Below are 21557 nucleotides of genomic sequence, written 5' to 3'. Positions count from 1 at the left end.
TCCCAATGACACGGCGCTGCAAAAGGAGTCTTCATGGCGTACCAGCACATTCGCATCCCGGAGAAAGGCCAACCCATCGAGGTGGGCAAGGACGGCGGCCTGGTGGTGCCCGACCACCCGGTGATCCCCTATATCGAGGGGGACGGCATCGGCGTGGACATCACCCCGGTGATGCGCCGGGTGACGGATGCGGCGGTGGAGAAGGCCTATGGCGGCCGGAAGGCGATCGAGTGGATGGAAATCTATGCCGGCGAGAAGGCCACGCAGGTCTACGACGATGACTCCGGTCTGCCCGATGAGACGCTGGATGCGGTGCGCGAATACAAGGTTTCGATCAAGGGCCCGCTGACAACTCCGGTGGGCGGCGGCTTCCGTTCGCTGAACGTGGCGCTGCGGCAGAAGCTGGATCTGTATGTCTGTCTGCGTCCGGTGCGCTACTACAAGGGTACGCCCAGCCCGCTGAAAGAACCGGAAAAGACCGACATGGTGATCTTCCGCGAGAACTCGGAGGATATCTATGCCGGCATCGAGTTCGAATCCGGCACGCCCGAGGCGAAAAAGCTCATCGACTTCCTGCAGGACGAGATGGGCGTGCGCGAGATCCGCTTCCCGGATACCGCGGGGATCGGCGTGAAGCCGGTTTCCAGCGAGGGCACGAAGCGGCTGGTGCGCAAGGCCATCCAGTACGCGATCGACAATGACCGCCCGTCGGTGACCCTGGTGCACAAGGGCAACATCATGAAATTCACCGAGGGGTCCTTCAAGGCCTGGGGCTACGAGCTGGCGCGCGAGGAATTCGGTGCCGAGGACCTCGACGGTGGCCCGTGGCAGGTGTTCAGGAACCCGAAGACCGGTCGCGAGATCGTGATCAAGGACGTCATCGCCGATGCCTTCCTGCAGCAGATCCTGCTGCGCCCGGAGGATTACTCGGTGATCGCCACCCTGAACCTGAACGGGGACTACATCTCCGACGCCCTGGCCGCCCAGGTCGGCGGGATCGGTATCGCCCCCGGGGCCAACATCTCGGACACCACCGCGATGTTCGAGGCCACTCACGGCACCGCGCCCAAGTATGCCGGCCAGGACAAGGTGAATCCGGGCTCGCTGGTGCTGTCGGCCGAGATGATGCTGCGCCACCTGGGCTGGACCGAGGCGGCGGATCTCGTGGTGCGCGGCATGGAGGGCGCGATCGCTGCCGGCGAGGTGACGTATGACTTTGCGCGGCTGATGGACGGGGTGGAACCGATCGCCTGCTCCGCCTTCGGCGAGGCGATGATCCGCCACATGGATGGCTGAACGCCCCGGGCGCGGGCAGCCAGTGGAGATGCAGCCTGCGGGAGGCCCGCCCGCCTGTGGCGGGAGGCCAGCCCCTGTGGGAGCGCAGCCCTCTGCGCGACCAGGCATGGCCGATCGGCCAAGGGGCTGGCCTCCCACAGGGGCAGGGCCTCCCGCAGGGGCAGGCCTCCCGTGCCGTGCGGACACTTGGCAAGCGCCGGGAACCGTTTGATGATGTCAGGACTCTACAGAAATGAACACGCGGTACCTCAGGGTGCCACGAGTGCGAGCTGGACCGAGAAATGAGTGACGACAAGCCCCGCCAACCCGATCACGACGATTCCGTTGCGGTCGACGAATCGAGGCCGGAACTCAAACCACCACGGCAGTACAAGGTTGTGCTGAACAACGACGACTACACGCCGATGGAATTCGTGGTGGAGGTCCTGGAGACCTTCTTCGGCATGGATCGCGAGAAGGCCACCCGGGTGATGCTGCAGGTGCATACCCGGGGCAAGGGCGTGTGCGGCATCTACACTCGAGATGTCGCCGAGACCAAGGTGGCCCAGGTGAATGAATACGCCCGGAGCCATCAGCACCCACTGCTATGCTCGATGGAGGAGGCCTGACCCCCATGCTCGACAAGGAACTCGAATTCAGTCTGAACCTGGTCTTCAAGGAGGCCCGCGAGAAACGCCACGAGTTCGTGACCGTGGAGCACCTGCTGATGGCGCTGGCCCAGAACCCCAGTGCGGCTACCGTGCTGCGGGCCTGCGGTGCGGATCTTGATCGGATCCGCGACGAACTGGAGGCCTACATCGACGAAAACACCCCGCGGATCCCGCCGAACGACACGCGCGAGACCCAGCCCACCCTGGGCTTCCAGCGGGTTCTGCAGCGCGCGGTGTTCCACGTGCAGTCCAGCGGACGCAAGGAGGTCTCGGGCGCCAATGTGCTGGTCGCGCTGTTCGGCGAGCAGGACAGTCAGGCGCTGTACGTGCTGGGCCAGCAGAACATCTCGCGTCTGGACGTGGTCAACTTCATTTCCCACGGTATCTCGAAGGTCGGCGAGGACGAGCTCGGCCAGATTCACCAGGAGCAGGCGGAGGAATCCTCCGAGCAGCAGGGCGAGACGGTGACCGAAGAAAAGACCAACGCGCTGCAGCTGTACGCGACCAACCTCAACGAGAAGGCGCGCAATGACGAGATCGACCCGCTGATCGGGCGGGACCACGAGATCGAGCGCACCATCCAGATCCTCTGCCGGCGGCGCAAGAACAACCCGCTGCTGGTGGGCGAGGCCGGGGTCGGCAAGACCGCGATCGCCGAGGGGCTGGCGCGGCGTGTGGTCGATGGCCAGGTGCCGGAAGCGATCGAGGAAGCCACGGTCTATGCCCTGGACCTGGGCGCGCTGGTGGCCGGAACCAAGTATCGCGGCGACTTCGAAAAACGCCTGAAAGGGGTGCTCGCCCAGCTCAAGAAGGAACCCGCCGCGGTCCTGTTCATCGACGAGATCCATACCATCATCGGGGCCGGTGCCGCGTCCGGCGGGGTAATGGATGCCTCGAACCTGATCAAGCCGATGCTGGCCTCCGGTGAGCTCAAGTGCATCGGTTCGACCACCTATCAGGAGTATCGCGGGATCTTCGAAAAGGACCGCGCACTGGCGCGGCGTTTCCAGAAGATCGAGGTACCCGAGCCCACGGTGGATGAAACTTATCAGATCCTGCGAGGGCTCAAGTCGCGTTTCGAGTCGCACCACAACGTGCGCTTTACCAAGCCGGCGCTGCAGGCTGCGGCGGAGCTGTCGGACCGCTACATCACCGATCGCTTCCTGCCGGACAAGGCGATCGACCTGATCGACGAGGCCGGTGCCAGTCGCCAGCTGCTGCCGGTGAGCCAGCGCAAGAAGACCATCGGCGTGCAGGACATCGAGAACATCGTGGCCAAGATCGCGCGCATCCCGCCGAAATCGGTGTCCAGCACCGACAAGGAGACCCTGCGCAACCTGGAACGCAACCTGAAGATGACGGTGTTCGGTCAGGACGAGGCGATCGGCACCCTGAGCACGGCCATCAAGATGTCGCGTTCCGGCCTGGGTGACCAGGACAAGCCGATCGGTTCCTTCCTGTTCGCCGGTCCGACCGGTGTCGGCAAGACCGAGGTCACGCGTCAGCTGGCCCAGCAGATGGGTATCCATCTGGCCCGCTTCGACATGTCCGAATACATGGAGCGCCACACGGTCTCGCGGCTGATCGGTGCGCCGCCGGGTTATGTCGGCTACGACGAGGGCGGCCTGCTGACGGATGCCATCCTCAAGCATCCGCATTCGGTGCTGTTGCTGGACGAGATCGAAAAGGCGCACCCGGACGTGTTCAACGTGCTGCTGCAGGTGATGGACCACGGCACGCTGACCGACGCCAACGGGCGGGAAGTGGATTTCCGCAACGTGATCCTGGTGATGACCACCAACGCCGGTGCCGAAGCGGCTTCGCGGCCGTCGGTGGGCTTTACCCGCAAGGATCACTCCACTGACGCGATGGAGGCCATCAAGCGGACCTTCACCCCGGAATTCCGCAACCGTCTGGATGCCACCATCCAGTTCGGCCCGCTGGACGAGGCGACCATCCTGAACGTGGTCGACAAGTTCCTCACCCAGCTCCAGGCCCAGCTGGACGAGAAGAAGGTGACCCTGACGGTGGAATCCGAGGCGCGCGCCTGGCTGGCCGAACACGGCTACGACGCCCAGATGGGTGCGCGGCCGATGGGACGGACCATCCAGGAGCACATCAAGAAGCCGCTGGCGGACGAACTCCTGTTCGGCAAGCTGGCGCAGGGTGGCGAAGTGACCGTGCGCCTGGGCGAGGACGGCCTCGAGATGGACATCCACGAACCCGCCGTCTCTTCCTGACCCGACCGCGACCGGGACACTGCGAGCCTGTGGTGTCCCTCACGAAAAAGGCCGGCACCCCTCGGGGCGCCGGCCTTTTGCATGCCGGAGAGACTGTGGCGCGCTTACTTGTTGCGGTAGACGATGCGACCCTTGCTCAGGTCGTAGGGCGTCATCTGCACGATGACCTTGTCGCCGCGCAGGATCCGGATATAGTGCTTGCGCATCTTCCCGGAGATGTGCGCGGTGATCGTGTGCCCGTTCTCGAGCTCCACCCGGAAGGTGGTGTTGGGGAGCGTCTCGACGACCGTTCCTTCGAGCTCGATTTCGTCTTCCTTCGCCATGCAGTTCCTCGCGTAATGAGTCAGGGTTGCGACATTATGCGGATGCGTGGACGGAACTCAAGGGAAACCCCCTGTTTTTCGTTTTACGGATACGGTGCCGGTCGCGTTTCGGGGTTTGCCGGGGGCGGCGTCAGCGCCTAAACTACGCCCGCTTTCTCATCCAGTGAATTTCGGACACGAACCATGACAGTTTCCTGGGCAGCGGTTTTTCCGGGACAGGGGTCCCAGTCGGTGGGCATGCTCGCCGATGTCGGCGATGATTTCGCCGTGGTACGCGATACCTTTCAGGAAGCCTCGGACTGCCTGGATGCCGACCTGTGGAGCCTGGTACAGCACGGACCGGCGGAACAGCTCGACGAGACCCGCTGGACCCAGCCGGTGATGCTGGCGGCCGGCGTGGCCTGCTGGCGGATGCTGCGTGAACAGGGGGTGCCGGAGCCCATGGCGGTGGCCGGCCACAGCCTGGGCGAGTACAGCGCCCTGGTCGCGGCCGGGGCCCTGCGGTTTCGGGATGCGGTGAGTCTGGTCGCCGAGCGCGCCCGGGCCATGCAGGACGCCGTGCCCGCAGGGGAGGGAGCCATGGCCGCGATCCTCGGCCTGGAGGATGCCGACGTGATCGGCCTGTGCGAGGCACAGGCCGACGGTGACACTCTGGAGGCGGTGAACTTCAATGCGCCGGGACAGGTGGTGATCGCCGGCACGGCCGGGGCCGTGGACCGCGCGGTGTCGGCGGCTCGCGATGCGGGCGCCAAACGGGCGCTGAAGCTGCCGGTGTCGGTCCCCTCCCACTGTGCGTTGATGCGCCCGGCGGCCGAACGTCTGCAGGCGGTGCTGGACAATACCGAATTCCGTGCCCCGCAGATCCCCGTGTGGCAGAACGCGACCGCCGCACCGGCGAGCGACGTGGACAGCCTGAAGGCCCGTCTGGCGGAGCAGCTGTACCGCCCGGTGCGCTGGGTGGAAACCGTGCAGGGGCTGCGCGATGCGGGCGCCGGCGTGCAGGTGGAATGTGGTCCCGGTCGGGTGCTGACCGGGCTGGCGAAACGCATCGACCGTTCGATTGATCATCCGGACGTGGCCGATCGGGCCACCCTGGAAAGCGTCCGTGACCGGCTGACCGCCGGCTGACCGCCCATTTCCCAACAGCAAGGAAACCGTTGATGTCGGAAAACCAACGAATCGCTCTCGTGACCGGGGCGAGCCGCGGCATTGGCGCGGCCATCGCCCGCCGTCTGGCGGAACAGGGCATGCAGGTGGTGGGCACCGCCACCAGTGACGCCGGCGCCGGCCGGATCTCGGAGGCCCTGGCCCCCTGGGGTGGCCGCGGGGTCGCCATGGACGTCACCGATGCCGAATCGGTCAGGACCGCGCTGGAGGACATTCAGGCGACCGAGGGCGCCATCGAGGTACTGGTGAACAACGCCGGCATCACCCGCGACAACCTGTTCATGCGCCTGAAGGACGAGGACTGGGATGCGGTGATCGACACCAACCTCACCGCGGCCGCCCGGCTCACGCAGAAAGTGATCAAGGGCATGATGAAGGCCCGCCGCGGGCGGGTGGTCCTGATCGGCTCGGTGGTCGGGACGGCCGGGAATGCCGGCCAGACCAACTACGCCGCGGCCAAGGCCGGGCTGGCCGGCTTCGCCCGCTCCCTGGCGCGCGAGGTGGGTGCCCGCAACATCACCGTCAACACGGTGGCCCCCGGGTTCATCGACACCGACATGACGCGCGAGCTGGACGAGGCGACGCGCGAACGTCTGCTGGGCGAGATCCCGCTGGGCCGGCTGGGTGATGCCGAAGAAGTGGCCGCAGCGGTGGGCTTTCTGGCGTCCGACGAGGCCGGGTACATTACCGGCGAGACCCTGCACGTCAATGGTGGCATGTTCATGCACTGATTCATGCACTGAGCCACGGGCCCGTTACGCGGAGCCCTCCGCCGGGGTTGTGGATCACGGCGGTGCTTTTCAATAGAATGGCGGACCTTTACCGGACCCGCCTCATATCCAAGGGGATGTTTCAACCATGAGCAGCATTGAAGAACGCGTCAAGAAAATCGTTGTCGAGCAGCTGGGAGTCAAGGAAGAGGATGTCACGAACGCCGCCGCTTTCGTCGACGATCTGGGCGCGGACTCGCTTGACACCGTCGAACTCGTGATGGCGCTCGAGGAGGAATTCGAAACGGAAATCCCCGACGAGCAGGCCGAAAAGATCACCACCGTGCAGCAGGCGATCGACTACATCAACGAGCACGCCAAGGACTGATCCGGTCCATGGTCGCGGCGATGGGATGGGCGCCCGTGCCGGGCGCCCCCCTTTCGTCGTCTGCGTGCAGCCGTCTTTCGAGGGAGAACATCATTGGCTAAGCGACGTGTTGTGGTCACCGGCCTCGGCATCGTGTCCCCGGTCGGATCCACCATCGACCAGGCCTGGTCCAGCATCAAGGCCGGGAAGAGCGGGATCACGCCCATCGACGTGTTCGATGCCTCGGACATGCCGGTCAAGATTTCCGGCGCGGTGCGGGACTTCAATGCCAATGACTATGTCCCGGTCAAGGACCAGAAGAAGATGGACACGTTTGTCATCTATGGTCTGGCGGCGGGGCTCCAGGCCCTGGATGATGCCGGGCTGTCCGCGGACAGTTCCGATCCGGAGCGGATCGGGGTCGCGATTGGCTCCGGCATCGGGGGGCTGCCCTACATCGAGCGTTCCTACGGTGCCTACCTGAAGGGCGGGGCCCGCAAGATCTCTCCGTTCTTCGTGCCCAGCGCCATCATCAACATGGTGGCGGGGAATCTCTCCATCATGCGGGGACTGGAGGGGCCGAACATCTCCATCGTCTCCGCCTGTGCCACCGGCACCCACAACATCGGTGACGCCGCGCGCATGATCGCCTATGGCGATGCCGACGCGATGGTTGCGGGCGGGGCCGAGATGGCCACCACGCCGCTGGGCATCGGCGGCTTTGCCGCGGCGCGCGCGCTGTCGACCCGCAACGACGATCCCGCCCGCGCCTCGCGGCCATGGGACGCCGACCGGGACGGTTTCGTACTCAGTGACGGGGCCGGGGTGATGGTCCTGGAGGAGTACGAGCACGCGAAGGCCCGCGGCGCGAACATCTACTGCGAGATCGGCGGCTTCGCCTGGAATTCCGATGCCCATCACATGACCCAGCCGGTCGAGGATGGCAGCGGGGCATCCAAGTGCATGGTCCGGGCCATGAAAGACGCGGGCGTTGAGCCGGAGGAAGTGGGGTACGTGAACGCCCACGGAACCTCTACCCCGGCCGGGGATCTGGCCGAGACCGAGGGGCTCAAGCGGACCTTCGGCGATCATGCGAAGAACCTTCTGGTCAATTCGACCAAGTCCATGACCGGGCACCTGCTGGGTGCCGCGGGCGGGATCGAGGGTGTGTTTACCGCGCTGGCCCTGCGTGATCAAGTCTCGCCGCCAACCATCAACCTGGACAACCCGGGCGAAGGCTGCGATCTGGATTATGTCGCCAACGAGGCCCGTGACATGAACACCCGCGTGGCCCTGTCCAACTCCTTCGGATTCGGCGGCACCAACGGAACCCTGGTGTTCCGCGCCATCTGACGCCGGCCTCGCGCGGGCATGGCCGTCGAAAGGCTGCCCTCGGGGATCGATCTGGCGGTCCTCGCAGGGCGTTTCCCCCAGCGTTATCCGCATCTGCTGGAGTCGGCCCTGATCGGGCAGGCGCCGGCGCGCTTTTCCATCCTGTTTGCGTTCCCCGGGCGCACGCTGGACGCCGGCGATGGCGACGCATTGCTGTCGGCGGCCGATGTCGATCTGGGGTCTCCGCCGACGGCGTACACGCCGGCCCCCGAACATGCCCACCTGCCGTTCTTCGGGGGCTGGTTCCTGTATGTGGGCTACGAATTCGCCTGGTACCTGGAACCGGCGCTAGGACACTGCGCACCGGATCCGTGGTTGCCGACGGCCGTTGCGACGCGGTTTCCCGCCGCGCTGATCCGCGATCATCACGAAGGGGTCACCTGGTGGGTGGATGCCGGGGATGATCGCGCGCGACGCGAGCAGCTGGAGGCCGATCTGGCGGTGGTGGCGGCGGATGCCGCGGCGGGCCCGGGTGGCGGCCACCTGCCGGCGCTGCAGATCGAGGAGGACGATCCCGAATATTACCGCGCGGCCGTGCGCGGGGCGCTGGAGTACATCCGCGCCGGGGATACCTTCCAGGCCAACCTGTCACGCGAATGGCACGCGCGTGCGAACCGGCCCCTGGATACCGGCGAGCTCTATCGGCGCCTGCGGGGTGCCAACGCTGCGCCGTTCGCGGCCTGGCTGCGGCTGCCGGGAGCGGAGGTGATCAGCTCCTCGCCGGAACGTCTGGTATCGGCGCAGGACGGTGTGGCGGAAACCCGGCCGATCGCCGGGACCCGCAGGCGCGATCCGGATGCGCGGGCCGATCGTGACCTGTATGGCGAACTGGAGGTCAACCTCAAGGAGCGCGCCGAGCACGTCATGCTGGTGGACCTGGAACGCAACGATCTGGGTCGTGTGGCACGCACTGGCAGCGTGCGGGTCGCCGAGCTGATGACCATCGAGAGCTACCGCCGGGTCCATCACATCGTCTCCAGCATCACGGCCCGGCTGCGGCCGGGGACGCGCGCGGAAGAACTGCTGCGCGCGACCTTCCCGGGCGGGACGATCACCGGATGCCCCAAGATCCGCTCCATGCAGGTGATCCAGGAACTGGAAGGCCGGGTGCCGCGCGGCGCCTACACCGGATCCTGTGGTTATGTCAGTGATCATGGTCGCATGGATACCAATATCCTGATCCGTACCCTGGTGGTTCGGGGTCGGGAACTGCGTTTTCGCGCCGGTGCCGGGATCGTCGCCGATTCGGACCCCGACCAGGAGCTGGAAGAGACGCGGCACAAGGCGCGCGGGCTCCTGGATGCACTGGGTGCCGATGTGGAGCGCGCGGGGTGAGTCGGGCGAACGGTGGTTCCGGATCGGAGGTGACGGCCGACGATCGCGGCCTGCTGCTGGGCGACGGGCTGTTCGAGACGGTGCTGGTACGTCGGGGGCATGCCTGCCTGTGGCCCTGGCATCGGGCGCGCCTGGAGCTGGGGCTGCAGCGCCTCGGCTTTCCCGCACAGGACCCGGAACGGCTGCGCGAAGAAATCGAAGCGGCGGCGGGGCCGGGGGAACGGCTGGTGCGTCTGACGCTCACCCGGGGCCGCGGCCCGCGGGGCTATGCGCCTCCGGCGCAGCCGGCGGTCACCCGGCTGGTCCGTGCCGGGCCGGAGCTGTCGCGTCCGGACCCGGCGGAGGCGACGCCGCTGCGCATCGGGTTTTCGACGATACCGGCCAGCGTCAATCCGGCCCTCGGCGGGATCAAGCACCTGGGCCGCCTGGAAAACGTGCTGGCGCGCATGCACTGGCGCGAGGGCGAGGACGAGGCGATCCTGCAGGACGCGGTCGGCCGGATTACCTGCGCCACGCAGGGGAACCTGTGGTTGCGCGAGGGGACTCACCTCGTGACACCGCCGGTCGACGAGGCCGGAATCGCCGGCACGCGGCGTGCCTGGGTGCTGGAAAACGCCGAGGCATTCGGCGTCAGCACCGAGGTCGCCTGGCCGACGTACGAGCGTCTGGAGGCCGCCGACGGACTGTATGTAAGCAACGCGCGGCTGGGGCTGGCCGCGGGCGTGTTGATCGGGGGCGGGGCGGCAAGGACCGAGCCTGCGGCCCTGCAGGCGCTCAGGAGGGCACTGCATGAAACGGATTAGGAAGATCATGGCGGTAACGGGCGTACTGACGCTCGTTGCGGTCGCGGCCGGGGCGCTGTGGCTGGCCGACTGGTATCGGGGCCAGCTGGAACGGCCACTGGCCCTGGAGGAGTCGCAGCGCTTCGAGCTGCAGCCGGGGACCGGGTTGCGCAGCCTCAGCCGGGAGTTCGAACGCCGCGGCTGGGTGGAGTCGGCGCGGGTGGTCGAGGTGTATGCGCGGCGACAGGGTGTGGCGGGCCGGCTCCAGGCCGGCGAGTACGCGGTGGATGCCGGGATGACCCCGGCGGAACTGGTCCAGGCCATGGCACGTGGCGACGTGGTCCGGCACCGTCTGACACTGCCGGAAGGCTGGACCGTGCGCCAGGCACTCGCTGCGGTGCGCGGGCATGATGAACTGGACCCGCCGGCGGAGTCGGTAGGGGTCCATAATCTGCCGGATGTTCTGGGCCTCGACGACATCGAGCATCCCGAAGGCTGGTTCCTGCCGGATACCTATTTCTTCGGCTCCGGGACCGACTCGCTGGACGTCCTGCGGCGTGGCCACGAGGCAATGCGGGCCACGCTGGATGCGGCCTGGGCGGGGCGTTCCGAGGATCTGCCGCTGGAGGATCCGTACGAGCTGCTGATCCTGGCCTCGATCGTGGAACGCGAGACCGGGCGCGGCGACGAGCGTGATCGGGTGGCGGCCGTGTTCGTGAATCGCCTGCGCGAGGGGATGCGGCTGCAGACCGATCCCACGCTGCTGTATGTGCAGGAGACCGGCGTGCAACGACTGACGGGCGCGGAGCTGGAGCGGGATCATCCGTACAACACCTATACCCGGCCAGGGCTTCCGCCGACGCCCATCGCACTGCCGGGCCGGGCCGCCATCGAAGCGGCCGCGCGGCCGGCGGACACCCGGGAGTTCTTTTTTGTCTCGCGCAATGATGGAAGCCACCATTTTTCCGAGACCTATCGCGAACATCGCGAGGCCGTGATTCGCTATCAGCTGGATGGCGACGCGAGCCGCTACGGCCGAAGGGGACGTTGATGACGGGGCAATTCCTGACCCTCGAGGGCATCGAAGGGGCCGGCAAGACCACCCAGATGGGAACCCTGGTCGAGGCACTGGAGGCGGCCGGCCAGCGGGTGTGCGCGACCCGCGAGCCCGGGGGCACCGGGCTGGGCGAACGCCTGCGCGGCCTGTTGCTGGATCCGGACCTGCCGGAGATGATCCCTGAAGCGGAGCTGTTGCTGATGTTCGCGGCGCGCGCGCAGCATCTCGCCGAAGTGATCCGCCCGGCCCTGGATGCGGGACAGTGGGTGGTCAGCGACCGTTTTACCGATGCGAGCTTTGCCTACCAGGGCGGCGGGCGCGGTCTGGGCGACACTCGGGTTGCAGCACTGGAGGACTGGGTGCAGGGCGATCTGCGCCCGGATCTGGTGATCCTGCTCGACATCGACCCGGCAACCGGGCTGGAGCGGGCCGTGCAGCGGGGACGTCGGGACCGCATCGAGCGCGAGGCAGAGGAATTTTTCGAACGTGCCCGCGCGGCTTACCGGCGCCGGGCCGATGCAGAACCGCAGCGCTACCTGGTGGTGGATGCCTCGGCGGATGCCGCCACCGTGGCACAGCGGATGCTCGAGGGGCTGCGCTGCCGCGGTCTGCTGGAGGCGTCCACGTGAACGAGCCGGGCGCGGTGCCGCCGTGGCTCGCGCAGCCCTGGGAGACGCTGGTGCAGCGTGCGGCGGCCGGGCATCTGCCCGGTGGCCTGCTGGTCACCGGCGCCGAGGGCGTGGGCAAGGGCCTGCTGGTTACGGCCCTGCTCCAGCGCCTGTTCTGCGAACGGGCTGCGGGCACGCAGCCGGCCTGCGGGGAATGTGGCGGGTGCCGCAGTTTTGTCGGGGGCGTGCATCCGGAGCTGCACGACGTGATGCCGCCGGAGTCGGGCAAGGACATCCCGGTGGATGCCGTGCGCGAAGCCGGTGAGTTCCTGGCGCTCAGCGGCTCCGGTGACTGGCGCGTGCTGCGGCTGCATCCGGCGGACGCCATGAACGCGAGTGCGGCCAATGCGCTGCTCAAGACACTGGAAGAGCCCCCGGCGGGCGGGCTGATCGTTCTCGAGAGCGCGCGACCCTCGGCCCTGCCGGCCACCATTCGCAGCCGCTGCCAGGATCTGCATCTTCCGTCGCCGGATCTCGAGGCCGCACGTGACTGGCTGGCCGCCGGCGCGCCGGAGCCTGCGGCGGTGGACGAGGCCTGGGCGGCCAGCCTCGGACGCCCGGTGGTCGCGGCCGAACTCCTGGCGGATCCCGAGCGTCACGCCGCCTGGCGACAGGAACGTGAGGCCCTCGCGGAACTGTTGCAGGCTCGTGAGCTGCATTCGGCGGTCACGCAGCTGGCGCGCTGCAACCTGGAGACCCTGCTGCCGCGCTGGCAGGCCCTGCTGTTGTCGGCCCAGCGCTGGCTGGCGAGCGGCGAGGTGGATCGATTCGGCGCGCAGTTCCCGCAGGACCGGCTGCAGGCCTTTGCCCGCGAGCGCGGGGCGCGGGGACTGGCCTCGCTGGTCCAGGAATCGCGGCGCTGGCAGCGCCAGGCGCGCGCGCAGCTGAACCCGCAGCTGCGGCTGGAAGACATGGCGGCGGCCATGCTGGCGCAGACGACGGCGGGGCGGCTGGCATCCCGGGGGCGCTCCGGGGCATACTGAGCGCCGCTGCAAAAACCACTGTGGAAATCGGGGAGGGCTCATGGCCGGGCAAGGGATGCTGACCTTGGCAATCAAGGAAAAACCCGCGCTGTATGCGGCGTACATGCCCTTTGTGAGCAACGGCGGGCTGTTCATTCCTACCGACAAGTCGTACAAGCTGGGCGATCAGGTCTTCCTGCTGCTGTCCCTGCTGGACGACGGCGATCGCCTGCCAACGCCCTGTACGGTGGTGTGGATCACCCCGCCACGGGCCCAGGGCAACCGCCTGCGCGGTATCGGAGTCCAGTTCAACACCTCCGACAAGGGGCAGACCCGCCGCCGGATCGAGGATCACCTGGGCGGCATGCTCAATTCGGATCGCAAGACTCACACCTTCTGAACGGCCTTACCGGACCGGCAGGGCCTCGCGCAGTCCCTCCACCGCGCGGTCCAGGTCCGCGGTCTCGTGGTAGAAATGCGGGGAGAAACGGATCCCGCCGCCGCGCATGGCGCACAGGATGCCATCCGCCTGCAGCCGGTGGTAAACGGTCTCCAGGGGGGTGTCCCCCAGCAGCCCCGCGGAGGGCCGGAAGGTCAGGATGCCGGCGCGGCGGTGGCGGGCACTGAGGATTTCGCAGCCCAGCCCGCGCAGGCGATCCTCGAGATGCAGCCAGTGCTCCCGGATCTCTTCGTCCACCCGGTCCATGCCGGTTTCCAGCAACAGCGACAGACTGCCGTGGAGCGCCTGGATGCCCAGCATGTTGGGGCTGCCGGGCTCGAAACGCCGGGCGCCGGGCGAGGGCGTCAGCGCGGGATTGTCGAAGTCCCCGGCGTGCTCGAGCATGTGCCAGCCGTATTCGTTCAGCTCCAGGCGATCACGGACCTCGGGATTGACGTAGAACAGACCGATGCCCTCCGGCGCGAGCATCCACTTGTGCGCGTCGGCCATCACGAAATCGGCACGGCATCCCGGCGCGTCAAAGGGCAGGGCGCCCAGATGCTGGATGGCGTCCACGCAGAACATAATGCCGCGCCCGTGCAGCTCGTTACCGAGGAACTGCACGTCCATGCGCAGGCCCGAGTCATAGCGCACCGCACTCGCGGACACCAGGGCCGTGGCATGGTCGCAGGCCCTTAGCAGATCCAGCTCGGGCTCCTCGCCGATGGCGACCTCCCGGACTTCCAGGTCGTAACGTTCGGCAGCGGCGTGCCATACCACGCGGTTGGAGGGAAACTCCCCCTCGGGAATCACGATGTTCTGCCCCGATCGCCAGGGCAGACCGAAGGCCACCATGGACAGCGCCTCCGAGGTGTTCTTCACGAAGGCCACGTCTTCCGCTTCGGGGGCACCGATCAGTTGCCGCGCCAGCTCCCGAGTGGCGCTGATGGTTTCCAGCCAGCGTCCATAACCCCGCGAGCCGTGATGCAGGTTCTCGCGGGCGAAGGCCTCGACCGCTTCGGCGGTGCGCCGGGGCCACGGTCCGACCGCGGCATGGTTGAGGTGGATGATGTCCTCATGGGGGAATTCCGGGTGCATGACGCCCTCCTTTCAGGTTCGGCGAGGGTAACCCACACTGCCGCAGGGGTGGTAACCTGAGAGTCACGCGAAATCTCTTGTCCGCCCGCAAGGTGCTTGATAACGTACGCGTCGCTGTTTCCCTGACGCCGCTCACCACCGAGGCGGCAGCCCTCGCCCCGAAGGCCCGCCGTGTGACCGCCTCGGTCCCGAAGTAACCGTAATTCCCACGATCGCGACGGCCCGGAGGGGCGGAGCGGGCGCATCGACCGTCGACAGGAGGCACGGATGAATTCCGTTCTCAAGTTCTACCAGGATCCGGAAGCCGGCTCGATCGAGCCGCGCGAGTTCCAGGTCTACAACGATCGCAACCTGGACCGGATCGAGGCCCTCGAGCGTGTCCCCGAGGCCATGCGTTTCGACATGCGCGTGGTGTCCAGCGTGCTGCCATTCCGGATCAACGAGTACGTGATCGACGAGTTGATCGACTGGGACAATATCCCGGACGACCCGATGTTCCAGCTGACTTTCCCGCAGCGGGAGATGCTGTCCCCGGAGGCCTACGAGCGGATGGCCGCGCTGCATCGCCGCGGGGCCGGGCGCAAGGAGATCGCGGCCCTGGCGAAGGAACTTCGGGATGAACTGAACCCGCATCCGGCCGGCCAGATGGAACTGAACCGGCCCAGCGAGGATGACGGCGAGGTCATGAACGGCCTGCAGCACAAGTATCGCGAGACGGTGCTGTTCTTCCCCAGTCAGGGGCAGACCTGCCATTCGTACTGCACCTTCTGCTTCCGCTGGGCCCAGTTCGTGGGGGACAAGGAACTGCGTATTGCCTCCACCGATGCCGGTCTGCTGCACCAGTACCTGCGTGAGCACCCGGCGATCTCCGATCTGCTGATGACCGGCGGCGATCCGATGGTCATGAAAACCAGGAATCTGCGCGGCTATCTCGAAGCCCTGCTGGAACCCGGGCTGGAGCACGTCCAGACGGTACGCATCGGGACCAAGGCGCTGTCCTTCTGGCCCTACCGTTTCGTGACCGAAAGCGATGCCGATGACTTGCTGCGGCTGCTGGAACAGCTGGTCGAGGGCGGCAAGCACGTGGCACTGATGGCGCATTACAACCATCCCAACGAGCTGCATACCCCGATCGCCCGCGAGGCGATCCGCCGGGTGCGTGACACCGGCGCCGAGATCCGTGCCCAGGGGCCGCTTCTGCGCCACATCAATGACGATCCGCAGGCCTGGGCCGATCTGTGGCGCGAACAGGTGCGCCTCGGGATCATTCCGTATTACATGTTCGTGGAGCGCGACACCGGCGCGCGGCGCTATTTCGAGGTTCCGCTGGCGCGCGCCTGGGAGATCTATCGCGAGGCGATGCAGCAGGTCTCGGGGCTGGCGCGCACTGCGCGCGGGGCGTCCATGAGCGCCGATCCGGGCAAGGTCGAGATCCAGGGGGTCACCGAGATCCACGGGGAGAAGGTCTTCGTGCTGCGCTTCATCCAGGGTCGCAACCCGGACTGGGTGCAGCGCCCGTTCTTCGCCCGTTACGACGAGAACGCCACCTGGCTGAACCAGCTGAAACCCGCCTTCGGCGAGGAGAAGTTCTTCTTCGAGGACGAATTCGAGGCGATGAAGTCCGGCCACGGGGTCTGATCCATGGGCAACGAAGACGTACGCCGGCGCGACCTGCGGGCCCTGTGGCACCCCTGTACCCAGATGAAGGATTACGGGGAGGAGGGCACACTGCCCCTGCTGCCGATCCAGCGGGGCGAGGGTGTGTGGCTGTACGACTTCGACGGCAACCGTTATCTGGATGCCATCAGCTCCTGGTGGGTGAACCTTTTCGGCCACGCCAATCCGCGCATCAACGACGCGCTCAAGGATCAGGTCGACCGTCTGGAGCACGTGATCCTGGCCGGCTGCACCCATGAGCCGGTGGTGGAGCTGAGTGAACGCCTGATCGACATCACTCCGGCAGGGCTCGACCGGGTGTTCCTGGCCGACAACGGCTCGGCCGGCGTGGAAGCCGCGCTCAAGATGAGCTTCCACTACTGGCGCAATGTCGGCCAGCCGCAGAAGACCCGCTTCATCGGGGTCTCCAACGCCTATCACGGCGAGACCATCGGCGCCCTGTCGGTCAGTGACGTGCCGCTCTACCGGCATACCTACGAGCCGCTGATGCTGGACGTGATCAATGTCCCGGGGCCCGACTGCTTCCACCGCGAGCCGGGCGAGGACTGCGCCGATGTGGCCCGCCGCCAGTTCGCGCACATGGAACAGGCCCTGGAACGCCACGCCCACGAGGTGGCCGCGGTCATCATCGAGCCGCTGGTGCAGTGCGCCGGTCACATGCGCATGTTCGACCCGGAATACCTGCGCCTGCTGCGCGACGCCTGCGACCGCCATGGCGTGCACCTGATCGCCGACGAGATCGCGGTGGGCTTCGGCCGTACCGGGACCCTGTTCGCCTGCGAGCAGGGGCCGATCACGCCCGACTTCCTGTGCCTGTCCAAGGGCCTGACCGGCGGTTATCTGCCGATGTCCGCGCTGCTGACTACCGATACGGTCTACCAGGCGTTCTACGACGATTACGAAAAGCTCAACATGTTCCTGCACTCGCATTCCTACACCGGGAATCCGCTGGCCTGCCGGGCCGCGCTGGCCACGCTGGACATCTTCGAGTCCGAACCGGTGCTGGAGCGCAATCGTGAACTGGCCGCGCACATTGCACGGCGCCTGGAACCGCTCAACGATCACCCGCACGTGGCCGACGTGCGCCAGCACGGCATGATCGCCGCGGTCGAGCTGGTGCAGGACAAGGCCAGCCGGACCCCGTATCCGTGGCAGGAACGGCGGGGGCTCGACATCTACCGCCACGGCCTGACCCGCGGGGCACTGCTGCGTCCCCTGGGCAACGTCTCCTATCTCATGCCCCCCTACGTGATCACCGAGGAGCAGATCGACTTCCTCGTGGACGTCATGGGCGAGGGCATCGACATCGCCACCCGCGACTGAAGCGGACCGGCATCACGCTTTCACTCCAGGGGCTTGACCGCGCCGCAAGAGTCGGCGCATAAAGGACATGCACCCGCACTATGCGAACGTTTTCGTAGTCATTCATTCATTTTCGGTAATTTTCGAATGACTTTCGTAACCCGTTCGCGCGCCGACGTACCAGATTTCTACTACCCGCGGGCGAGCGGCGCAGGGTGGCGGGCAGGAGTTTTCCGGAAAAGCGGCCGTTCTGCGGCCAAGGAGCTGACCGCGATGAGTGACGTCGATGCCGAGCGTTCCATCGTTTTTATCACCCCGATCACGCCACAGGCACAACTGTTTTTCGATTACGTATCCGAGCAGACCGGGATGCCGGTTACGGGGGTGGAGCCCCGGGCTCCGCGCTGGACCGAACAGCTCCTGGATTCGGCCCTGATCCTGTTTGACGCAACCGCATTGACGATGGATGACATCGCCTTTGTGGAGCAGGCCCTGGTGCACAATGACGATCTGACCATGGCGGCCTTCAACGTCCGGGACGAGAACGAGGCCGTCGATTTGCTGGATCGGCTCTACCTGCAGGGTGTCTTTTACCGAACCGACCGGGCGGAGTTGATCTGCAAGGGCATTCAGTCCCTGTTGCATGCCGACTGGTGGATGTCCCGGCACCTGATGACGCGGCTGATCCGGACGTACCGCCGTCGCCGGATCAACGTCTTCCGTCCCTCTTGTGGCCTGACACAAAGGGAGGTCCAGATCCTCCTGTTGCTGGGGTCGGGAGCCACCAACCTGGAGATTTCAAAGCAGCTCTTTATCTCGGAACATACCGTAAAATCACACCTTTATAACTTTTTTCGAAAAATCGAAGTCAGGAACCGCACCCAGGCGATTGCCTGGGCGAGGGAGAATCTGGGTGTGCCGCCGGTCAACCTGACAGAAACCTGTCAGGCGATGCACGCATGATTCCCCCGGTCCGTTCTTCGCCGGGCGTTCTTGCGGGCTTGGTGGTGGCCGGGATTGTGTGCCTGGTCCCCTGGGCCTCGGTCGGGGCCGGGGAATCCTCCCCGGTGGAGGTCGATGCCCCCACGGACCTGGAAGGCGAGCCGGAGGCGGAGGCCAACGAGGGAGCCATTCTTCCATCCCGCCCTCCGCGCCCGGCCGGCGAGCCCGGGCTGGGGGCGGTGGTGGTGGACCGCACCATTACCATGATGGGCAAGACGTTCTTTCGTCGTTTCGCTCAGCTGCGGCTGGAAAGCGGCGTTTTGCAGAGTACCGATCTCACCATCGTGGAACGACCGTCGGCACGCTTCGGTAGTCAGATCTGGGTGACGACCCGGGGCAGCGAGGTGCTGTTCGCGGCGACGCTCCCGCCACGCCCGTCGGAGATCATGGACATTGCCGACTCCGCCGCCGAGCAGGTGGAAACTGCGCTGGTGCAGCGGGAGCTCGAACGGCTGTTCCGCGACGGCAGCGACCTGGCCGACGAGGAATTCTGACCCCCGGCGGGGGGTATGAAAGACCTGCTACTTCCGCGGGCTGAACAAGTGGGAGAAAGTCCATCCGCCGCTCCATGCCTTCGGCGGATGGGCCCGCGCCCCGCATGGCACCACACTCGATACCGAGTCCATTCACTTCGAGAAGGAGTGTGCCATGAAGCCCGAACGTATCCTGATTCCCCTGGCCCTGGCGGCGGCGTTATTCGCGTCACCGGCGATGGCGGCCGATCTCCACGCCGTGGACGAACTTGCCCCTGCCAGCAGTCTGACACAGAGCGGCAGCCAGGGATCCCTGGCCATGATCGATCAGCGCGGCCGCAACAACCACGCCACCGTCGTGCAGTCCGGGGCCGGCAACGACGCCCGAGTACGCCAGCTGGGGGGCAGCCACGAGGGCACCATTGTGCAGTACGGCGTCGGCCATCAGGCCGGTCTGGATCAGGCCGGCTATGGCAAGCAGGCCTTTCTCCGCCAGACCGGTGTCGGCGGACATCTGCATGTCGACCAGCGCGGAAACGGCAGCGCGTCTCCAGTGCAGGTTCACCAGCATGCCCGCGGGCATGCGCGAGTCCAGGTCATCCAGCACTGACCCGGGAGGAGGACCATCATGCGTGTCACGACGATTTTCGCCGGCGGGCTGCTGCTCGCCTGCGCCGGAGCCGTTCAGGCTCAACAACTGATCTACGAGCCCCGTAGCCCGAGTTTCGGCGGCGATCCGCTGAACGGCAGCTTCCTGCTTAACAAGGCGCAGGCTCAGGACACTTACACCGATCCGAATGCACCCGATTTCGGGTCGTTCTCCGAGACGGATTTCTTTCTCCAGGACCTGCGTAATTCGCTGGTCAACGATGCCATTTCCGATGCCGTCGAGGGTGAGGAGGGGCGTTCCAGCCTGATTGAAAGTTCCACCCTGAGGATCCGCATTGACAGTACCGGCCAGGGCGGGTTCGTGATGACCATCCTCGACCGCCGCACCGGCGAGACGACGACCGTGAATCTGGGTCAGGTCAATGGCCAGTTCTGACCACGAAGCGACAAGGAGATGGTCATGAAACAGCTTTCGCGTATCGGCGTCATGCTGGGCGCAGCCCTGATCCTCTCGGGGTGCGCCTCGTTTGCTGCGCAGCCAGGCAACCTGGAGGGGACCGAGGCGACCCTGATGCCCCGGGCCGGAACCTATTTCGATCTCCTGGAATTGCCCCGACCAGCGGCTCCCGTGGACGCGGCTGTCTACGACTTCCGCGACCAGACCGGCCAGTACCGGCCGGCACCGGCGAGCACGTTTTCCACGGCGGTGACTCAGGGTGGTAGTGCCATGCTCAGTGCGGCCCTGGCCGAATCGGGCTGGTTTCGGCCTCTGGAGCGCGAAGGTCTGCAGAACCTGCTGACCGAACGGCGCATCATTCGCGCCAATCTGGAACGGATCGGCCAGGAAGACAGCCTCGATAACCTGCGTGCCGCGCGAATCGTGTTCGAGGGCGGGATCATTGCCTACCTGAATTCATAGAATAACTGCAACGCCTGAACCCGGAAGGGGTGGGCCAGCTGCCGCCGTAGAATGGGTGGCTCTCACCCCAAACCCATTCAGGCGTACCGATGAGGCACTACAGGCAGCTGACCCAGGAAGAACGATATCAGATCAGTGCGTTGCGCGGGCTGGGGCGCTCGCAGGGGGCGATTGCGCGGACGCTGGGCCGCAGCCCGGGCACGATCAGTCGCGAGCTGAAGCGCAACGGCGATGGTGGTGGCTACGAGGCGCGTACCGCCCAGAAGCGCACCGACCAACGCCGCCGAAGCGCGCACAAGTGGCACAAGCGGATTCCCGCGCTGACCGATTGGGTGGAAGATCGGTTGCGCGACGGCTGGAGTCCGGAGCAGATCGCGGGGAGCGCGCGTGAAGCCGGACATCCGGTGGTGAGCCACGAGTGGATCTACCGCCACGTGGCGCGCGATCAGGCGGCCGGCGGCTCGCTGGTGAACCATCTGCGGCACCGCCGGCGGCGCTACCGCAAGCGCTACGGTTCGGTCGATCGCCGGGGCCGGATCGTCAACCGGGTCGGGATTGAGAAGCGGCCGACGGTGGTCGACGAACGTCGTCGTTTTGGCGACTGGGAAGGCGACACGGTGCTGGGCAGCAGTGCGGCCGCGCTGGTCACGCTGGTGGAGCGCAAGAGCGGCACGGTCGCCATCCGCAAGATCGAGCGGCGAACAGCCGAGGAGACCCGGAAGGCGATCATCGACGCCCTGGGCCACTGGCGCCCGGCAGTGACGAGTATCACGGTCGACAATGGCAAGGAGTTCGCGGCCCACGAGCAGGTGAGCGCAAAGCTCGCCTGCCCCGTGTACTTCGCCCGGCCGTATCACAGCTGGGAACGCGGCTCGAACGAGAACACCAACGGCCTGATCCGGGAGTACTTCCCGAAGGGCACCGACTTCGCTCAGGTCAGCGAAGAACGAATCCAGGAGATCGAAGACAAACTCAACCTTCGACCGCGCAAGCGGCTCGGCTACCGGGCCCCGATCGAAGTGCTGGAGCAATCCTTACAGCGGCGACGCGCCGCATGACGTGGCGTTGCACTTATTGGTTGAATTCAGG

Annotated in this window: 23 protein-coding genes; 21 read left to right on the top strand and 2 right to left on the bottom strand. The window is 66.3% G+C overall.

The genetic code is table 11. From position 1 onward, the window contains the following. The first annotated feature begins 33 nt into the window (after window positions 1-33). From icd to clpA, 3 genes are all read left to right on the top strand, one after another. Entirely contained in the window at window positions 34-1296 is a 1263-nt protein-coding gene (icd, locus tag F788_RS0111205) for an NADP-dependent isocitrate dehydrogenase (RefSeq protein ID WP_019590215.1), read from the top strand. Window positions 1297-1577: 281 nt separating this feature from the next. Continuing rightward, entirely contained in the window at window positions 1578-1904 is a 327-nt protein-coding gene (gene clpS / locus F788_RS0111200; RefSeq protein ID WP_018869392.1) for an ATP-dependent Clp protease adapter ClpS, read from the top strand. Between the two features lie 5 nt (window positions 1905-1909). Continuing rightward, entirely contained in the window at window positions 1910-4186 is a 2277-nt protein-coding gene (gene clpA, locus F788_RS0111195; RefSeq protein WP_018869393.1) for an ATP-dependent Clp protease ATP-binding subunit ClpA, read from the top strand. Window positions 4187-4290: 104 nt separating this feature from the next. On the opposite strand, the gene infA is transcribed toward clpA, so the two are convergent. Further along, on the bottom strand, window positions 4291-4509 hold the full coding sequence (infA, locus tag F788_RS0111190) for a translation initiation factor IF-1 (protein ID WP_018861401.1): 219 nt from the start codon (window positions 4507-4509) through the stop codon (window positions 4291-4293). A 183-nt stretch (window positions 4510-4692) separates the two neighbouring features. Between infA and fabD the strand changes: the two genes are divergently transcribed. The 10 genes from fabD (at window position 4693) to F788_RS0111140 (ending at window position 13349) form a co-directional block, all read left to right on the top strand. After that, window positions 4693-5637 carry an ACP S-malonyltransferase gene (gene fabD / locus F788_RS0111185; RefSeq protein ID WP_081622834.1) on the top strand — a complete coding sequence of 315 codons (945 nt, stop codon included), beginning with the start codon at window positions 4693-4695 and terminating at the stop codon, window positions 5635-5637. 32 nt (window positions 5638-5669) lie between these two features. After that, window positions 5670-6407, top strand: a complete 738-nt coding sequence (gene fabG, locus F788_RS0111180) for a 3-oxoacyl-ACP reductase FabG (RefSeq protein WP_018869395.1) — start codon at window positions 5670-5672, stop codon at window positions 6405-6407. A gap of 127 nt (window positions 6408-6534) precedes the next feature. Next, window positions 6535-6774 carry an acyl carrier protein gene (gene acpP / locus F788_RS0111175; RefSeq protein ID WP_018869396.1) on the top strand — a complete coding sequence of 80 codons (240 nt, stop codon included), beginning with the start codon at window positions 6535-6537 and terminating at the stop codon, window positions 6772-6774. Window positions 6775-6885: 111 nt separating this feature from the next. Then, window positions 6886-8106 (top strand): beta-ketoacyl-ACP synthase II, encoded by a 1221-nt coding sequence (gene fabF, locus F788_RS0111170; RefSeq protein WP_019590213.1) that lies wholly within the window; start codon window positions 6886-6888, stop codon window positions 8104-8106. Between the two features lie 18 nt (window positions 8107-8124). Continuing rightward, window positions 8125-9480: an aminodeoxychorismate synthase component I gene (locus F788_RS0111165; RefSeq protein WP_019590212.1), complete on the top strand. Its 1356-nt coding sequence runs from the start codon at window positions 8125-8127 to the stop codon at window positions 9478-9480. Beyond that, window positions 9477-10283 carry an aminotransferase class IV gene (locus F788_RS0111160; protein WP_196799371.1) on the top strand — a complete coding sequence of 269 codons (807 nt, stop codon included), beginning with the start codon at window positions 9477-9479 and terminating at the stop codon, window positions 10281-10283. Before F788_RS0111165 ends, F788_RS0111160 begins: the two co-directional genes overlap by 4 nt. Further along, a complete protein-coding gene (mltG, locus tag F788_RS0111155; protein ID WP_026279456.1) occupies window positions 10270-11313 on the top strand; it encodes an endolytic transglycosylase MltG in 1044 nt (347 codons plus the stop codon). The genes F788_RS0111160 and mltG overlap by 14 nt, the downstream gene beginning before the upstream one ends. Then, a complete protein-coding gene (tmk, locus tag F788_RS0111150) occupies window positions 11313-11948 on the top strand; it encodes a dTMP kinase (RefSeq protein WP_018869401.1) in 636 nt (211 codons plus the stop codon). Before mltG ends, tmk begins: the two co-directional genes overlap by 1 nt. Continuing rightward, complete coding sequence (locus F788_RS0111145; RefSeq protein WP_018869402.1) at window positions 11945-12970, top strand: DNA polymerase III subunit delta'; 1026 nt, start codon at window positions 11945-11947, stop codon at window positions 12968-12970. Before tmk ends, F788_RS0111145 begins: the two co-directional genes overlap by 4 nt. Before the next feature lie 40 nt (window positions 12971-13010). Continuing rightward, window positions 13011-13349, top strand: a complete 339-nt coding sequence (locus tag F788_RS0111140; RefSeq protein ID WP_018869403.1) for a PilZ domain-containing protein — start codon at window positions 13011-13013, stop codon at window positions 13347-13349. A 6-nt stretch (window positions 13350-13355) separates the two neighbouring features. Here the strand turns inward: F788_RS0111140 and F788_RS0111135 are convergent, their stop codons facing one another. Continuing rightward, window positions 13356-14486 (bottom strand): aminotransferase class V-fold PLP-dependent enzyme, encoded by a 1131-nt coding sequence (locus F788_RS0111135; RefSeq protein ID WP_019590211.1) that lies wholly within the window; start codon window positions 14484-14486, stop codon window positions 13356-13358. A gap of 267 nt (window positions 14487-14753) precedes the next feature. Here F788_RS0111135 and F788_RS0111130 point away from each other — a divergent pair, with 267 nt between their 5' ends. The 8 genes from F788_RS0111130 to F788_RS0111095 all read left to right on the top strand — a co-directional run bounded on the left by F788_RS0111130 (window position 14754) and on the right by F788_RS0111095 (window position 21526). Then, window positions 14754-16124, top strand: a complete 1371-nt coding sequence (locus tag F788_RS0111130; RefSeq protein ID WP_019590210.1) for a KamA family radical SAM protein — start codon at window positions 14754-14756, stop codon at window positions 16122-16124. A gap of 3 nt (window positions 16125-16127) precedes the next feature. Further along, window positions 16128-17486, top strand: a complete 1359-nt coding sequence (locus F788_RS0111125; RefSeq protein ID WP_019590209.1) for an adenosylmethionine--8-amino-7-oxononanoate transaminase — start codon at window positions 16128-16130, stop codon at window positions 17484-17486. A gap of 252 nt (window positions 17487-17738) precedes the next feature. Beyond that, window positions 17739-18428, top strand: a complete 690-nt coding sequence (locus F788_RS0111120) for a LuxR C-terminal-related transcriptional regulator (RefSeq protein WP_019590208.1) — start codon at window positions 17739-17741, stop codon at window positions 18426-18428. After that, on the top strand, window positions 18425-18961 hold the full coding sequence (locus F788_RS0111115; RefSeq protein ID WP_019022055.1) for a CsgE family curli-type amyloid fiber assembly protein: 537 nt from the start codon (window positions 18425-18427) through the stop codon (window positions 18959-18961). The genes F788_RS0111120 and F788_RS0111115 overlap by 4 nt, the downstream gene beginning before the upstream one ends. 154 nt (window positions 18962-19115) lie before the next feature. Beyond that, entirely contained in the window at window positions 19116-19550 is a 435-nt protein-coding gene (locus F788_RS0111110) for a hypothetical protein (RefSeq protein ID WP_018869409.1), read from the top strand. Window positions 19551-19568: 18 nt separating this feature from the next. Further along, a complete protein-coding gene (locus F788_RS0111105; RefSeq protein WP_018869410.1) occupies window positions 19569-19985 on the top strand; it encodes a curli assembly protein CsgF in 417 nt (138 codons plus the stop codon). A gap of 24 nt (window positions 19986-20009) precedes the next feature. Continuing rightward, complete coding sequence (locus F788_RS13425) at window positions 20010-20468, top strand: CsgG/HfaB family protein (protein WP_019590206.1); 459 nt, start codon at window positions 20010-20012, stop codon at window positions 20466-20468. 89 nt (window positions 20469-20557) lie between these two features. Then, window positions 20558-21526 (top strand): IS30 family transposase, encoded by a 969-nt coding sequence (locus F788_RS0111095; protein ID WP_019590205.1) that lies wholly within the window; start codon window positions 20558-20560, stop codon window positions 21524-21526. The last annotated feature ends 31 nt before the right edge of the window (window positions 21527-21557 follow it).

The organism is Thioalkalivibrio sp. ALE10 (genome assembly GCF_000381385.1).
GTDB lineage: Bacteria > Pseudomonadota > Gammaproteobacteria > Ectothiorhodospirales > Ectothiorhodospiraceae > Thioalkalivibrio.
This window is presented reverse-complemented; position numbering and strand designations above follow the sequence as displayed.

Bases quoted from the DNA above. Each gene is read 5' to 3' on its own strand.
- icd (WP_019590215.1), top strand. From the start codon at position 34: ATGGCGTACCAGCACATTCGCATCCCGGAGAAAGGCCAACCCATCGAG.
- clpS (WP_018869392.1), top strand. From the start codon at position 1,578: ATGAGTGACGACAAGCCCCGCCAACCCGATCACGACGATTCCGTTGCG.
- clpA (WP_018869393.1), top strand. From the start codon at position 1,910: ATGCTCGACAAGGAACTCGAATTCAGTCTGAACCTGGTCTTCAAGGAG.
- infA (WP_018861401.1), bottom strand. From the start codon at position 4,509: ATGGCGAAGGAAGACGAAATCGAGCTCGAAGGAACGGTCGTCGAGACG.
- fabD (WP_081622834.1), top strand. From the start codon at position 4,693: ATGACAGTTTCCTGGGCAGCGGTTTTTCCGGGACAGGGGTCCCAGTCG.
- fabG (WP_018869395.1), top strand. From the start codon at position 5,670: ATGTCGGAAAACCAACGAATCGCTCTCGTGACCGGGGCGAGCCGCGGC.
- acpP (WP_018869396.1), top strand. From the start codon at position 6,535: ATGAGCAGCATTGAAGAACGCGTCAAGAAAATCGTTGTCGAGCAGCTG.
- F788_RS0111165 (WP_019590212.1), top strand. From the start codon at position 8,125: ATGGCCGTCGAAAGGCTGCCCTCGGGGATCGATCTGGCGGTCCTCGCA.
- mltG (WP_026279456.1), top strand. From the start codon at position 10,270: ATGAAACGGATTAGGAAGATCATGGCGGTAACGGGCGTACTGACGCTC.
- tmk (WP_018869401.1), top strand. From the start codon at position 11,313: ATGACGGGGCAATTCCTGACCCTCGAGGGCATCGAAGGGGCCGGCAAG.
- F788_RS0111140 (WP_018869403.1), top strand. From the start codon at position 13,011: ATGGCCGGGCAAGGGATGCTGACCTTGGCAATCAAGGAAAAACCCGCG.
- F788_RS0111135 (WP_019590211.1), bottom strand. From the start codon at position 14,486: ATGCACCCGGAATTCCCCCATGAGGACATCATCCACCTCAACCATGCC.
- F788_RS0111130 (WP_019590210.1), top strand. From the start codon at position 14,754: ATGAATTCCGTTCTCAAGTTCTACCAGGATCCGGAAGCCGGCTCGATC.
- F788_RS0111125 (WP_019590209.1), top strand. From the start codon at position 16,128: ATGGGCAACGAAGACGTACGCCGGCGCGACCTGCGGGCCCTGTGGCAC.
- F788_RS0111120 (WP_019590208.1), top strand. From the start codon at position 17,739: ATGAGTGACGTCGATGCCGAGCGTTCCATCGTTTTTATCACCCCGATC.
- F788_RS0111115 (WP_019022055.1), top strand. From the start codon at position 18,425: ATGATTCCCCCGGTCCGTTCTTCGCCGGGCGTTCTTGCGGGCTTGGTG.
- F788_RS0111110 (WP_018869409.1), top strand. From the start codon at position 19,116: ATGAAGCCCGAACGTATCCTGATTCCCCTGGCCCTGGCGGCGGCGTTA.
- F788_RS0111105 (WP_018869410.1), top strand. From the start codon at position 19,569: ATGCGTGTCACGACGATTTTCGCCGGCGGGCTGCTGCTCGCCTGCGCC.
- F788_RS13425 (WP_019590206.1), top strand. From the start codon at position 20,010: ATGAAACAGCTTTCGCGTATCGGCGTCATGCTGGGCGCAGCCCTGATC.
- F788_RS0111095 (WP_019590205.1), top strand. From the start codon at position 20,558: ATGAGGCACTACAGGCAGCTGACCCAGGAAGAACGATATCAGATCAGT.